This window comes from Winslowiella iniecta (assembly GCF_001267535.1).
GTDB lineage: Bacteria > Pseudomonadota > Gammaproteobacteria > Enterobacterales > Enterobacteriaceae > Erwinia > Erwinia iniecta.
In genome coordinates, this window is record NZ_JRXE01000001.1 from 80,505 (window position 1) to 94,287 (window position 13,783).

Sequence of the window (13,783 nt, forward strand, 5' to 3'; positions counted from 1 at the left end):
ATTGATGAACGAATTTACACCTCTTGTCAGCGCCGCCGGGATGACCGTCGGCCTGGCCATTTGTGCGCTAATCGTCGGGCTGATTCTGGCAATGATTTTTGCCGTCTGGGAATCAGCCCGCTGGCGTCCTGTGGCCTGGCTCGGCACCGGTCTGGTGACCCTGTTTCGCGGCCTGCCGGAAATTCTGGTGGTGCTGTTTATCTACTTTGGCGCATCGCAGCTGCTGCTGACGCTGTCTGATGGCTTTGTGTTGAATTTCGGCCTGTTCCAGTTGCCGGTGCAGATGGAAATCGAAAACTTCGACGTCAGCCCGTTCCTGTGCGGCGTAATTGCGCTGTCGATTCTCTACTCCTCCTATGCGTCGCAGACGCTGCGCGGCGCGTTAAAAGCGGTGCCTGCGGGTCAATGGGAATCTGGCCAGGCGTTAGGGATGAAAAAGGCGGCGATTTTCTTCCGACTGATTATGCCGCAGATGTGGCGTCATGCACTGCCTGGGCTGGGTAATCAGTGGCTGGTTTTACTGAAAGATACTGCACTGGTGTCGCTGATTAGCGTCAATGACATTATGCTGCAAACCAAAAGCATTGCCACCCGCACCCAGGAGCCGTTTACCTGGTATATGATTGCCGCCGCGATTTATCTGCTGATCACGCTGTTCAGTCAGTGGGTTCTGAAACGTATTGAGCTGCGCACCACGCGCTTTGAACAGGGAAATAGCTAATGCTTGAGTATTTACCTGAACTGCTCAAAGGGCTTCACACCAGCCTGACGCTGACCGTTGCCTCGCTGATTCTGGCGCTGGTGCTGGCATTGCTGTTTACCGTTGTGCTGGCGCTGAAAGTGCCGGTGCTGAGTCAGCTGGTTAAAGGCTATATCACGCTGTTTACCGGTACGCCGCTGCTGGTGCAGATCTTTCTGATCTACTACGGTCCGGGCCAGTTTCCATCGATCCAGCATATTCCCTGGTTATGGCACTTCCTGTCACAGCCGTGGTTGTGTGCGCTGCTGGCGTTGTCGCTTAACAGTGCCGCTTATACGACCCTGCTGTTTCATGGTGCGGTACGCGCCATTCCGGCCGGTCAGTGGCAATCTTGTGCCGCGCTGGGGATGAATCGCAAAGACACGCTGCGCATTCTGCTGCCGTATGCCTTTAAACGCGCCCTCTCCTCTTATTCCAATGAGGTGGTGCTGGTATTTAAAAGCACTTCGCTGGCCTACACCATCACCCTGATGGAAGTGATGGGTCACGGACAGCTGCTGTATGGTCGCACCTATGACGTGACGGTGTTTGCCGCCGCAGGTTTAATCTATCTGGTGGTCAATGGACTGCTGACGCTACTGATGAGATTAATCGAACGGCGAGCACTGGCCTTTGAGCATAGAAATTAATAAAAAGGCGGGAGTCTCTCGCCTTTTTCATTATTTATACACAAATATTGCATACCCATTCATTTAATGGCATCTTGTTTCTCGCCTTACGGCAACATAATGATAAAGAGAAACAGGAGCACGACCGATGAAAAAATTGTTACTGACCGCACTGCTCGCCAGCGTCGCCTTCAGCGCCAACGCGGCTGAGAAAATTCGTTTCGCCTCTTCTGCGACCTATCCGCCGTTTGAATCTCTGGATAGTAACAACCAAATCGTCGGTTTTGATATCGACCTCGCCAAAGCGCTGTGTAAGCAGATGCAGGCTGACTGCACCTTTACCAATAACCCGTTTGACAGCCTGATTCCGGCGCTGAAATTCCGTCGTTACGATGCGATCATTTCCGGAATGGATATCACCCCGGAGCGCAGCAAACAGGTCTCCTTTACCCAGCCTTACTATGCCAACTCGGCGGTGGTAATCGCGCAGAAAGGCAAGTTCAGCAGCCTGAGCGATCTGAAAGGCAAGCGCATTGGCATGGAAAACGGCACCACGCATCAGAAATTTATGCAGGATAAGCACCCGGAAGTGACCACGGTGGCTTACGACAGCTATCAGAATGCGATTCTTGACCTGAAAAATGGTCGTCTGGATGGCGTGTTTGGAGATACCGCGGTGGTCAATGAGTGGCTGAAAAGCAATCCGAAGCTGGCGACCGTCGGTGAACACGTTACCGATGCGCAATATTTTGGTACCGGCTTAGGGATTGCGGTACGCCCGGATAACAAGGCATTGCTGACCAAACTGAATGATGCGCTGGCGGCAATTAAAGCTGACGGCACTTACCAGAAGATCAGTGACCAGTGGTTCCCGCAATAACCTGACCTGGCGGGTCAGGCAAGCGTAACGCTTACCCGGGTGAGGTTCTGCAAACGTCATTGGGCATCAGTAAGCGCCAAATCTGTCTGGCCTGCCAAATTTAATACCGCTGGCGAAAACGCCGCCCGCGGTTTAAATCCGCTTTGATAACGTTATGACTTGTGAAAAAACTGACGGCTGCTGACCGGCACAAACAGCAGTATCAACACCACCAGATCGGGAAATTTTTGCAGGATCAGGGTATGAACGATCTCAGCATTGGTTTCTCCGCTAATGCTGAAAATTTCCGGATAGACCCAGCCCAGCGAGGCCACCAGCATATACAGCACCACCGCCGCCTGCGTCAGCACATAACCCCAGCGCCCCCAGTTGGTGCCACGCATCAGCGCAATAGCACAACGTAACTCAATAAAGAAGATTAACTGACTGGCAATAAAAATCAGGGTCGAATCCCAGGCCTGCGCACTGCGATGAACGAAGTTAGCCAGTTCCTCATAGCCCAGTTCATTGGCGAGCAGCAGCACGCTAAGACAGCGTGTGGCAATAATCGCGCTACCGGCAATAAGTACCGGCACCGGAATCGCCGAGTGCGCTTCCATGATGCCTTTTCCCGCTCTGAACACATCCGACATCTGAATTCTCCTGCAGACACCGCAACATCGCGTTAATGATCAACAGCAGCGACTCACTGAGTCGCTGCTGATAAATTCATTCCCTTACTGATCATTATATTGGCAAACTATTTCACTTTCATCCACGTGCTGCTTTCTGAATATCGCGAATACGCTGTTTTTCTTTATGCGCCATGATGCGCCAGGCGACAAAACCGGCAATGCCCACTACCAGCAGAATCAGTGACGCCAGCGCGTTAATTTCCGGGTTCATCCCGCGGCGCACTGAGTTCATAATTTCCATCGGTAAGGTATTGGCACCCGCGCCGGTCACAAAGCGTGAAATAACCAGATCATCCAGCGACAGGGTAAAGGCCAGCAGCCAGCCGGTGACAATGGCCGGGGCAATCATCGGTAATGTGATAACGAAAAACACTTTGAGCGGCGTGGCGCCAAGATCCATCGCCGCCTCTTCAATCGAACGATCCAGCTCACGCAGGCGCGCGCTGATCACCACCGCCACATAAGCGGTACAGAATGTGACATGCGCCATCCAGATGGTGACCATGCCGCGATCCGGCCAGCCAAACGCGTGTCCCATGGCGACAAACAGCAGTAACAGCGCCAGACCGGTAATCACATCCGGCATCACCAGCGGCGCGGTCAGCATAAACGCCAGGCTGGTGGAGCCACGAAAGCGGCCAAAGCGCACCAGTACCACCGCCGCCAGCGTGCCGAGCACCACCGCCGTCGTGGCCGCCAGCACTGCGATAGTCAGACTCAGGCCGATAGCGTTAAGCATTTTGCTGTCGTGAAACAGCTGCACATACCAGCGCAGGGAAAAGCTGTCCCAGACCGTGACCAGCGGCGAGCTGTTTACCGAGTAGATAACCAGCAGCAACATCGGCGCATACAACAGCGTAAAACCGGTGATCAGAATCGCCGTGCGCCACGGCGAACGAACAGCAGGCAGTGAATTCATGCTTTTGCTCCCGGTTGTTTATTCTGATGCTTATGGAACCAGATAATTGGCAAGGTCAGAATCAGCAGGATGGTCACAGCCAGTGCGGCTGCCATCGGCCAGTCGCGGTTCGAGAACACTTCTGACAGAATGGTGCGGCCAATCATCGCCGTATCCTTGCCGCCAAGCAGTTCCGGAATCACGTACTCTCCCACCGCCGGAATAAACACCAGCATTGAGCCGGCAATCACGCCGCCTTTGGTCAGTGGCACAATCACCTGGAAGAAGGTTTTGAGCGGCCCGGCACCGAGGTCAAGTGAGGCTTCCACCAGGGAATAATCGATGCGCGTCAGAGCGGCATAGATTGGCAGCACCATAAATGGCAGATAGCAGTAAACGATACCGATATAGACCGCCACATTGGTATAGAGAATTTCCAGCGGCTGATCGATCACCCCGAGCCACAGCAGAAAATTATTCAATACGCCATTGTTGTTCAGCAGCCCCATCAGCGCGTAAACCCGCACCAGGAAAGAGGTCCACGAAGGCAGCAGCACCAGTAACAGTAAAATGTTACGCACCGACGGCTGACTTTGCGCCACCGCCCACGCCAGCGGATAACCGACCAGTAAACAGATCAGGGTGGAGATTGCCGCCAGCTTCAGCGACTGCAGATAAGACCCGAGATAAAACTCTTCGCTGAACAGCCGTAAATAGTTGCTGAAATTCAGTACCAGACTGAACTGGTCGTCCGCCCAGCTGATTAACTCGGTGTACGGCGGACTGGCGCGCAGTGACTCGGCGAAACTCATTTTCAGCACAAATAAAAATGGCAGAAAAAACAGCATAAATAGCCAGATATAAGGCAGAGCAATCACCAGCTTACGGCCATGCTTTAACAGCAGGCGAGCCGCCACCGGTTGGTTAAATTGACGCATTTTATCCTCCACTCAGACCGTCAGCACAACGCAGCTGTCGGTATCCCAGCAAAGATGCACTTCATCGCCCCAGGTCGGCGCTCCCTGACGAAAGCGATGGGCGTTCTGCAACTGGGCAGAGATCATCTGGCCACCGCGCAGGCGCACATGGTAAATAGACAGATCGCCAAGATAGGCAATATGTTCCACAACGCCGACAGCAAAGTTGCAGCCGTCCGCCGGGGGCTGTTCACACAGCATCACTTTTTCCGGCCGCAACGCGATCCACACGGGCATGTTATCCATCACCGAGCTATCAGAATCGACCTTCAGCGGATTAATCAGTCCCGCGCTGTCGATCACTAATCCCTCTGGCTGGCGCTCACGCAGTATCCCTTCAAACACATTAACCGAGCCGATAAACTCGGCGCTGTAGCGGCTGGTGGGATGTTCATAGATCTCTTCCGGCTCGCCAATTTGCTCAAACTTGCCGCGATTCATAATGGCGATCCGCCCGGCCATGGTCATCGCCTCTTCCTGATCGTGAGTGACCATCACGCAGGTCGCGCCGACGCGCTCAAGAATATCCACCACTTCAAGCTGCATACGGTCGCGCAGTTTCTTGTCCAGCGCGCCCATCGGTTCATCCAGCAACAGCAGCTTAGGGCGCTTTGCCAGACTGCGCGCCAGTGCCACACGCTGACGCTGGCCGCCCGAAAGCTGATGCGGCTTACGTCGGGCAAACTCCTGCAAATGCACCAGCGCCAGCATCTCCTCGACGCGGTGGGCGATTTCAGCTTTTGTCAGTCGATCCTGTTTCAGGCCAAACGCGATATTCTGCTCCACCGTCATGTGCGGAAACAGCGCATACGACTGGAACATCATATTGATGGGACGCTGATACGGCGGCACCTGCGATAAGTCTTGACCATCGAGCACAATTTGCCCGTGGCTGGGCGCTTCAAAGCCCGCCAGCATGCGCAGCAGCGTTGACTTTCCACAACCGGACGGGCCAAGCAGGGCAAAAATTTCGCCTTTATAGATGGTCAGGCTGACATCATCAACGGCGTTCTGGCCGTCAAAAGATTTGGTCAGGTTGCGGATTTCCAGCAGCGGCGTTAAAGCCTTCGCTGTTTTATTTTGCGGGCGAGGGATCGCATCGTTCACTAACATTACTCTCCGGTGTAAAGCTGATAATCACGGCTGGCCGTTTTGGTGGGGCGGAATAGCTGAAAACCGTTCTGACGTCGGTTTTTCTGTAGGGGCGGCATTTTCGCCGCCCGTGGTTACCGGTTACTGACCACTTTTAACTTTAGTCCATGCGCGGGTGCGCACACGGTCAAGTTTCTGTTCCTGGACTTTCAGAATAAACAGTTTGGCCATGGTCGCGTCTGTTGGATAGATACCCGGATTATTACGAATGTCAGCCGCCACCAGTGGCAAGGACGCTTTGTTGCCGCTGGCATAGAACATTTTGTTCGAGATATCGGCAATCACTTTCGGCTCCATCAGATAATTAATAAACTGATAGGCTTCATCGACATTTTTCGCATCTTTCGGAATCGCCAGCATATCGAAGAACGCCAGCGCGCCCTCTTTCGGAATGCTGTAGGCAATATTGACGCCATTTTTCGCTTCCTGCGCCCGCTGTTTCGCCTGCAAAATATCCCCAGCCCAGCCCACCGTCACGCAGATGTTACCGTTAGCCAGATCGTTAATATATTGCGAAGAGTGGAAGTAACGAATGCTCGGACGCAGCTTCAGCAGCAGATCGGTGGCCGCGCCAGAGTAATCTTTCGCATCGCTGCTGTTGGGATCTTTACCGAGGTAGTTCAGCACGGTGGCAAAAATCTCTTCCGGTGCATCGAGGAACGAGACGCCACAGCTTTTCAGTTTTTCCAGGTTTTCAGGCTTCAGCACCAGATCCCAGCTGTCGACCGGCGCATCTTTACCCAGCGCGGCTTTTACTTTTTCGACGTTATAACCGATGCCGGTGGTCGCCCACAGGTACGGAATCGCATATTTATTGCCGGGATCGTGCTGTTCTAACTTCTTCATCAGCTCAGGATCGAGGTTTTTATAGTTCGGCAGCTTACTTTTATCCAGCGGCTGGAACACACCGGCTTCGAGCTGACGCGCAAGAAAACTGGAGGAAGGCACCACCACGTCATAACCGGAACTGCCAACCATCAATAAGCCTTCCAGTACTTCGTTGGAGTCGAAAACGTCATACACCACTTTGATACCGCTCTGTTTTTCAAAGTTCGGTACGGTGTCTGGCGAAATATAGTCAGACCAGTTATATACATTCAGTGTCTTTTGTTCTGCCATGGTGCCGGCGGAGACCGCCATCAGCACGCCAGCAGCCACAGCGGACAACCATTTTTTACGTTGGTTGAACATCTCTTCCTTCCTCCTGAACCGGGGTCATCACAACTATGCAGAACAAGCGAATTGCGGTGGCGCTTCTCTGAAAGTAAAAGTGACAAAGCACAGGCTTACAATGAATGAATATTCATTGGGCAGTTAATAGAAAAAACCTATGCTTTTTCACGCAATATGCAGCCCCGCCAGCATAGCCCCCGATTCCGGCACAGACCAGATCCCAGGTTAAAAAACGCCTTTTATCGATTTTTTATGCATGTTTCATCTCTGTGATACGCCATATATGGCATAAGTCACGCGAAATATCTGGCAACAGAGGGCAAAATGCAGAATAAAAATTGGTGGGACAGAAATGAAAAATGCCGCTTAAAGCGGCATCTGAACAGCAGATAAGAGTTTAGTGCAACATTGACTGGCGGGTAATGGTGGTGGTGCGCTCGTCATCCTCACCGACCATCAGTAAATTGTTGGCAAACGCTTCGAGGATCACCATCGAAATTTGCTCTTCGCTCTGTTTCATAAAGTGCGAAAACTGGCCAAACGTCAGACCGGCAGTAATGGTCATTGACTGACAGACGATCAGCTTCGGCAAATTATCATCCTGAATATCGAGGAAGGCTTTTACCGTCAGCGAACTGGCATTAATCTGCGATAAATCGCCTACCAGCGGAATTAGCGCGGTTGGCTTCACTTCTGCCAGCGCAGAAAACAGAATAACGTCATCGACCAGGTCGAGTTTCGCATCGAAAACGCCGTCAAAGTTTTGCATATGCGGCAGGTGAAGCGCCTGGCAGGCATCGCATTCAAACCAGGTGATACTTTGCTGATCCAGCCAACGTCGTAACACGTCAATATCTGGAACGACGAGTGAATCCATAACCTACTGCCTCATGCTGCAATTAAAGAGCGCACAGCTTACGGAAAAAGTGCTGCAAACACCACGTTCCTGAGCGAAATATGGCACTCAACCGCCGGTTTTCAGACAGAAACCAGGGTGAGCCTGTTGCTCAATCCATTGAATCATCAGGCTGGCAATGTCTTTACCGGTGATATTTTCTACCCCTTCGAGACCGGGCGAAGCATTGACTTCCATCACCAGCGGCCCACGGGTGGCGCGCAAAATATCCACCCCCGCCACATCCAGCCCCAGCGTGCTGACCGCCTTTACCGCGATTTCACGCTCCCGCCCGGTAATCTCCACCGGACGCGCCGTGCCGCCACGATGCAAATTGGAACGAAAGTCGCCCTCTTTCGCCTGGCGCTCAATGGCCCCCACCACCTGGTCACCAATCACCAGACAGCGGATATCGCAACCTTGCGCTTCTTTAATATATTCCTGCACCAGAATATGGGCGTTGAGTCCGCGAAAAGCATCAATCACGCTTTCCGCTGCCTGACGGGTTTCCGCCAGCACCACCCCAATACCCTGCGTACCTTCCACCAGCTTAACCACCAGCGGTGCGCCACCGACCATCTCGATTAAATCATGGGTATCATCGGGGGAGTGGGCAATGCCGGTCACCGGCAGATCACGCCTGCGCCGCTTCAAGCAGGCGTTTGCAGGAGTAGAGAGAACCATCGCGGGATAAAATAGCAATTTTCACCAGCAAGCCTCATAAGCCAGATTTAGCGCGTTGCCCATCCCTGCTTGTGCAGGTAATCAAGGATAAACGGGCGGCTCTCTTTAATAATGGTACGCTGGATATGTGCGCTCCAGGTATCGCTGCGTTGATGGCTGTCACGCTGCTGATAATAGTCCAGCAGTTGCTGGTCATACTCCTCCAGCAGTGCAGCATCCATCGGCTGGTAACTGTTTTCATGCACCAGCATGTTTGCCGGCATACGCGGTTTGACATCCGGCTGCTGCGCCGGCCAGCCAAGGCACATGCCAAACAGTGGTAGTACATGCTGTGGCAACTTCAGCAGCTGGCCGACGCTGTCGATATTATTGCGAATTCCGCCAATATACACGCCGCCCATCCCTAATGACTCCGCCGCCACCATGGCGTTTTGCGCCATCAGTGCGGTATCCACACAGCCCAGCAACAGCTGCTCTGCCAGCCCCAGCTGTGCATCCGGGCAAATTTGCAGATGACGATTAAAGTCGCCGCAGAACACCCAAAACTCCGCCGCCTGCGCCACATACTGTTGACCGCCGCTTAGCTCAACCAGCCGGGTGCGTAATTCGCGGTCGGTAATACGGATAATAGATGAACACTGTAAAAAACTTGAGGTCGAGGCCGACTGCGCGGCGGCAATAATCGCCTCGCGCTGCGCGTCAGTCATCGGCTGTTCGCTGAAAGCACGAATCGAGCGATGCGAACGTAATAAATCAATGGTCGGCGTCATGAGAATCTCCGGATCGGGTAGTATTTTTGTCACGCTTTGGCGTGCCGAGTAATTGCGGTGCCAGCGCCTGCGCGGTTCGCCACATCAGCGTAGCCGCAGCGGGCAGCATCAGTGCAATGCCGGTAAAGATCATGATGGTCGCCGCTGCTTTGCCGTTAAGCCAGTCGGGCAGCGACAGCCACTGATTAATCGACACCATCGCCAGCCCCAGCAGCAGAATGCCCAGTACTTCCATTACCAGTACGGCTTTGGGTAACTCTCCGAATGCACGCATTTCCCCCTCCCTTTGTCGGCCATTCACTGCGGCTCAAGGCACCGCCGCTCTATTAAAACCCAATCGCTATGCTTCTGCATAGACTGCGCAAATCAGATTAACAGGCAATTCCTTCTTCCTTTCGGAGAATGATGCGGGCATCATAAGCACATTCATCGATAAACTGTGATGACAATCACAGAACAGAATCTCACCTTTGAGGAGTTACCTTATGTTTGCAGTGATCTTTGGACGTCCAGGCTGCCCTTACTGTGTTCGCGCGAAAGAGCTGGCTGAAAAACTGACTGGCGAGCGTGACGATTTCAACTTCCGTTACATTGATATTCACGCGGAAGGCATTACCAAAGCTGACCTGGAAAAAACCGTCGGTAAACCGGTCGAAACCGTGCCGCAGATTTTCCTCGACCAGAACCACGTGGGTGGCTACACCGAATTCGAAGCTTACGCGAAAGAGAACCTGAACCTGTTCCAGTAATTGTGGCGTAACGCATAAAAAACCGGGTGCTGAACCCGGTTTTTTTGTTTTTGTCGCCAGCTAAGAGTGGCGACGCGGGCTGAACATCGCCCGCCAGAGCATCACCACCAGCGCGCCGGAGCCGCACCAGAACAGTGCGCTGGCATGCCAGGCAAACTCCTGCCAGAAACCCGATTGCAGAATAAAATGCGTATGAAGTAACAACAGGCAGAGTGGCGTCGCAACGACTGCGCCACATAATGCCACGCCAAGCGGAGCCTCTCTGGACGTTAATCCCGCCAGCACGCCGGGAAAGATAAACAGCAACAGACCGGGTTGCACCTGCGTTTCGCCAGAGCTTTCAATCACCATGCCAAAACGGGCGATGATAAACACCGCGCAATACAGCATGATACAGGTCATCACGCCCGGTAAACGGACGCCTTGCAGCAACATAGCCTGTCCTCAGTTGAGTCGTTACTCTCCCTCCCGGAAATTAATTGTGGAAATTAATTTATTCGGCAGAGGTTCAACAGAAAATAAAAAAGAGTGCTGTTTTTTACTGGCTGAAAAATAAATAAATGCTTAAAATAATCGCGTCATTATTTATCCCTTCAGGCCTCTTTACGCCAGACGCTTAAGTGAAATGCGCCCGTTCCGGGTAGATAAACGTTAACGCATAAATTTATTCCTATCAACAACTTACTGGTAAACAAGAAGTTAAGCCGTGAACATAAACGTCGCAGAATTGTTAAGCGGGAATTACATCCTGTTATTATTTGTCGTACTGGCTTTAGGTCTTTGCTTAGGAAAATTACGCTTAGGTTCTGTACAACTGGGTAATTCCATTGGCGTTTTAGTGGTATCGCTGCTGTTAGGGCAACAACATTTCGCGATAAATACCGAGGCGCTTAACCTCGGCTTTATGTTATTTATTTTTTGTGTTGGCGTGGAAGCCGGCCCCAACTTTTTCTCCATCTTCTTTCGCGACGGCAAGAACTATCTGATGCTGGCACTGGTGATGGTGGTCAGCGCAATGGCGATGGCGCTGGGACTTGGCAAACTGCTCGGCTGGGATATCGGCCTGACCGCCGGGATGCTGGCAGGTTCGATGACCTCCACGCCGGTGCTGGTTGGCGCGGGCGATACGCTGCGCCAGACCATCAGCGACAGCAAATCTCTCGGCGTTATGCAGGACAATCTCAGCCTGGGTTATGCTCTGACCTATTTAGTCGGGCTGGTCAGCCTGATATTTGGCGCGCGATACCTGCCAAAATTACAGCATCAGGATCTGCCAACCAGTGCGCAACAAATTGCTCGTGAACGCGGCCTGGATACCGACAGCCAGCGCAAGGTTTATCTGCCGGTGATCCGCGCTTATCGCGTCGGCCCGGAGCTGGTGGCGTGGGCTGATGGCAAAAATCTGCGTGAACTGGGGATTTATCGCCAGACCGGTTGCTATATTGAACGTATCCGGCGTAACGGCATTCTGGCGAGTCCGGACGGCGATGCGGTGTTGCAGGTGGGCGATGAGATTTCGCTGGTCGGCTATCCGGATGCGCATTCGCGCCTCGATACCAGTTTCCGCAACGGCAAAGAGGTCTTCGACCGCGACCTGCTGGATATGCGTATCGTGACCGAAGAGATTGTGGTGAAGAACCACAATGCGGTGAATAAACGTCTCAGCCAGTTAAAGCTGACCGATCACGGCTGCTTTCTTAACCGGGTGATTCGTAGCCAGATTGAGATGCCGATTGATGACAGCATTATGCTGAATAAAGGCGACGTATTGCAGGTCAGCGGCGAAGCGCGCCGGGTTAAAACCGTTGCTGATCGCATCGGCTTTATTTCGATCCACAGCCAGATGACCGATCTGCTGGCCTTCTGCGCCTTCTTTATCATCGGCCTGATGATCGGCATGATCACCTTCCAGTTCAGCAGCTTTAGCTTTGGGATCGGAAATGCGGCGGGGCTGCTGTTTGCCGGTATCATGCTTGGCTTCCTGCGTGCCAACCACCCGACGTTTGGTTATATCCCGCAGGGGGCGCTGACCATGGTGAAAGAGTTTGGCCTGATGGTGTTTATGGCGGGCGTCGGGCTGAGTGCCGGGAGCGGCATGACCCACGGCTTCGGCGTCGCTGGCTTGCAGATGCTGGTGTCCGGGCTGGCGGTCAGCCTGGTGCCGGTGGTGATCTGCTTCCTGTTCGGCGCTTATGTGCTGCGCATGAATCGCGCGCTGCTGTTCGGCGCGATTATGGGCGCCCGCACCTGTGCGCCCGCAATGGAAATTATCAGCGATACCGCACGCAGTAATATTCCGGCACTGGGTTATGCCGGCACCTATGCCATCGCCAATGTTTTACTGACACTGGCCGGGACCTTTATTGTCATTATCTGGCCGCTTCTGCCCGGATAAAAAATAATTATTAATTGCTGAGAACTTTCTCGATCGGCCACAGTCTTAATTAGTGCCACTGCTTTTCTTTGAAATCCCCAAATTGTGGAGCCCGTTAGTCGAATGACTAGCGGGTTTTTTTATGGGCTGATGTACGCAATCCCCTGCCTGCCCCGGTTAAGCACTCTTCTTTCCCCTCACGGTTCTGGTCATACAAGCGTCATAAAACTGACATTAATGTTAAACCAAACCACAACACCAGCATCGATTAGGATAAACTCCATTTACCGCAACTTTGCGCTCTTTTAAGCTATCTGCTTCGTTTTACAGCTTTTTTTTGCGCTGCCCACCGGACTGATTTTCAGCTGTTGCGCGGAGCAACCTTTTTTCCTGCGCTCTTTTTGCTGAGGCGCAGGGTTTGCTGGTTACAAATTTAACTTTCGGGTGTGTCACGCATCTGTTTAACAGGAAGAGGAAAACTGATAATGGAAGAGTTAAACCGGACGCTGTTTCTCTGGATTAACGCCACAGCAGAATCGCCACAGTGGTTGCTGACGCTGGCCACCTTTATAGCGAAAGATCTGATCGCGATTGTGCCATTGCTGATTGTCGCGTTATGGCTATGGGGCCCCAGGCATCGCGTGACATCACAGCGCGAGCTGGTGTTAAAAACCGGTATCGCGCTGATATACGCGCTGGCAATCTCCTGGTGTCTGGGCTCACTGTTTCCGCACCCGCGTCCTTTTACGCTTAATTTTGGCCATCAGTTTCTTGAACACGCGCCGGATTACTCCTATCCAAGCGATCATGGCACCACCATTTTCACTTTTGCGCTGGCATTTGTGCTGTGGCATCGCCGTTGGTCGGGCGCGATATTAATGGTGATTGGCGTGTCTATCGCCTGGTCACGTGTTTTCCTCGGCGTACACTGGCCGATGGATATGGTCGGCGGTTTGCTGGTCGGGATGCTTGGCTGCCTGTTTTCCCAGGTCGCGTGGCAATTCTACGGCACCCGCATGCTGAATGTACTCAGTCAGTTATATCGTACACTGTTCTCTTTTCCGATCCGCAAAGGGTGGGTACGAGATTAATGGCAACAGGCCCGCAACCCGGCGGGCCTTAATATTTTCAGCCGGGTAAATGTCAGCTATTTCATTCAGACCATCGTGTTAATTAATATCCTTCCCGT

General features: G+C 52.8%; 15 protein-coding genes and 1 pseudogene. 6 read left to right on the forward strand and 10 right to left on the reverse strand.

All coding sequences use genetic code 11. From position 1 onward, the window contains the following. The first annotated feature begins 4 nt into the window (after positions 1–4). The 3 genes from artQ to artJ all read left to right on the forward strand — a co-directional run bounded on the left by artQ (position 5) and on the right by artJ (position 2,248). Positions 5–721 (forward strand): arginine ABC transporter permease ArtQ, encoded by a 717-nt coding sequence (gene artQ / locus NG42_RS00325; protein ID WP_052896579.1) that lies wholly within the window; start codon positions 5–7, stop codon positions 719–721. Beyond that, positions 721–1,389: an arginine ABC transporter permease ArtM gene (gene artM, locus NG42_RS00330; protein ID WP_052896582.1), complete on the forward strand. Its 669-nt coding sequence runs from the start codon at positions 721–723 to the stop codon at positions 1,387–1,389. Before artQ ends, artM begins: the two co-directional genes overlap by 1 nt. 127 nt (positions 1,390–1,516) lie before the next feature. Continuing rightward, a complete protein-coding gene (artJ, locus tag NG42_RS00335; RefSeq protein ID WP_052896584.1) occupies positions 1,517–2,248 on the forward strand; it encodes an ABC transporter substrate-binding protein ArtJ in 732 nt (243 codons plus the stop codon). Positions 2,249–2,400: 152 nt separating this feature from the next. Here artJ and NG42_RS00340 read toward each other — a convergent pair whose 3' ends face one another. From NG42_RS00340 to NG42_RS00380, 9 genes and pseudogenes are all read right to left on the reverse strand, one after another. Continuing rightward, the gene (locus NG42_RS00340) at positions 2,401–2,880 is read right to left on the reverse strand and encodes a YbjO family protein (RefSeq protein ID WP_052896586.1); all 480 of its coding nucleotides are present in this window, start codon (positions 2,878–2,880) and stop codon (positions 2,401–2,403) included. A gap of 118 nt (positions 2,881–2,998) precedes the next feature. Further along, the gene (gene potI, locus NG42_RS00345; protein WP_052896587.1) at positions 2,999–3,841 is read right to left on the reverse strand and encodes a putrescine ABC transporter permease PotI; all 843 of its coding nucleotides are present in this window, start codon (positions 3,839–3,841) and stop codon (positions 2,999–3,001) included. Continuing rightward, complete coding sequence (gene potH / locus NG42_RS00350) at positions 3,838–4,758, reverse strand: putrescine ABC transporter permease PotH (protein ID WP_052896589.1); 921 nt, start codon at positions 4,756–4,758, stop codon at positions 3,838–3,840. Before potH ends, potI begins: the two co-directional genes overlap by 4 nt. A gap of 12 nt (positions 4,759–4,770) precedes the next feature. Next, positions 4,771–5,904 (reverse strand): putrescine ABC transporter ATP-binding subunit PotG, encoded by a 1,134-nt coding sequence (potG, locus tag NG42_RS00355; protein WP_156321992.1) that lies wholly within the window; start codon positions 5,902–5,904, stop codon positions 4,771–4,773. A gap of 126 nt (positions 5,905–6,030) precedes the next feature. Continuing rightward, entirely contained in the window at positions 6,031–7,140 is a 1,110-nt protein-coding gene (gene potF, locus NG42_RS00360) for a spermidine/putrescine ABC transporter substrate-binding protein PotF (protein ID WP_052896593.1), read from the reverse strand. Between the two features lie 379 nt (positions 7,141–7,519). Further along, positions 7,520–7,999: a YbjN domain-containing protein gene (locus NG42_RS00365; RefSeq protein WP_052896595.1), complete on the reverse strand. Its 480-nt coding sequence runs from the start codon at positions 7,997–7,999 to the stop codon at positions 7,520–7,522. An 87-nt stretch (positions 8,000–8,086) separates the two neighbouring features. Further along, positions 8,087–8,671 (reverse strand): annotated as a pseudogene (rimK, locus tag NG42_RS00370) (30S ribosomal protein S6--L-glutamate ligase); the annotation flags it as partial. 77 nt (positions 8,672–8,748) lie between these two features. Further along, positions 8,749–9,471 (reverse strand): oxygen-insensitive NADPH nitroreductase, encoded by a 723-nt coding sequence (gene nfsA / locus NG42_RS00375; RefSeq protein WP_052896597.1) that lies wholly within the window; start codon positions 9,469–9,471, stop codon positions 8,749–8,751. Beyond that, on the reverse strand, positions 9,455–9,745 hold the full coding sequence (locus NG42_RS00380; RefSeq protein ID WP_052896599.1) for a YbjC family protein: 291 nt from the start codon (positions 9,743–9,745) through the stop codon (positions 9,455–9,457). Before NG42_RS00380 ends, nfsA begins: the two co-directional genes overlap by 17 nt. Positions 9,746–9,956: 211 nt before the next feature. On the opposite strand from NG42_RS00380, the gene NG42_RS00385 reads away from it, so the two are divergent. Further along, positions 9,957–10,220, forward strand: a complete 264-nt coding sequence (locus NG42_RS00385) for a GrxA family glutaredoxin (protein ID WP_052896601.1) — start codon at positions 9,957–9,959, stop codon at positions 10,218–10,220. Positions 10,221–10,280: 60 nt separating this feature from the next. Here NG42_RS00385 and ybjM read toward each other — a convergent pair whose 3' ends face one another. Beyond that, complete coding sequence (gene ybjM / locus NG42_RS00390) at positions 10,281–10,655, reverse strand: inner membrane protein YbjM (protein ID WP_052896602.1); 375 nt, start codon at positions 10,653–10,655, stop codon at positions 10,281–10,283. A 271-nt stretch (positions 10,656–10,926) separates the two neighbouring features. Between ybjM and NG42_RS00395 the strand changes: the two genes are divergently transcribed. After that, on the forward strand, positions 10,927–12,615 hold the full coding sequence (locus tag NG42_RS00395; protein ID WP_052896603.1) for an aspartate:alanine antiporter: 1,689 nt from the start codon (positions 10,927–10,929) through the stop codon (positions 12,613–12,615). Positions 12,616–13,079: 464 nt separating this feature from the next. After that, entirely contained in the window at positions 13,080–13,685 is a 606-nt protein-coding gene (ybjG, locus tag NG42_RS00400; protein ID WP_052896605.1) for an undecaprenyl-diphosphate phosphatase, read from the forward strand. Positions 13,686–13,783 lie beyond the last annotated feature (98 nt).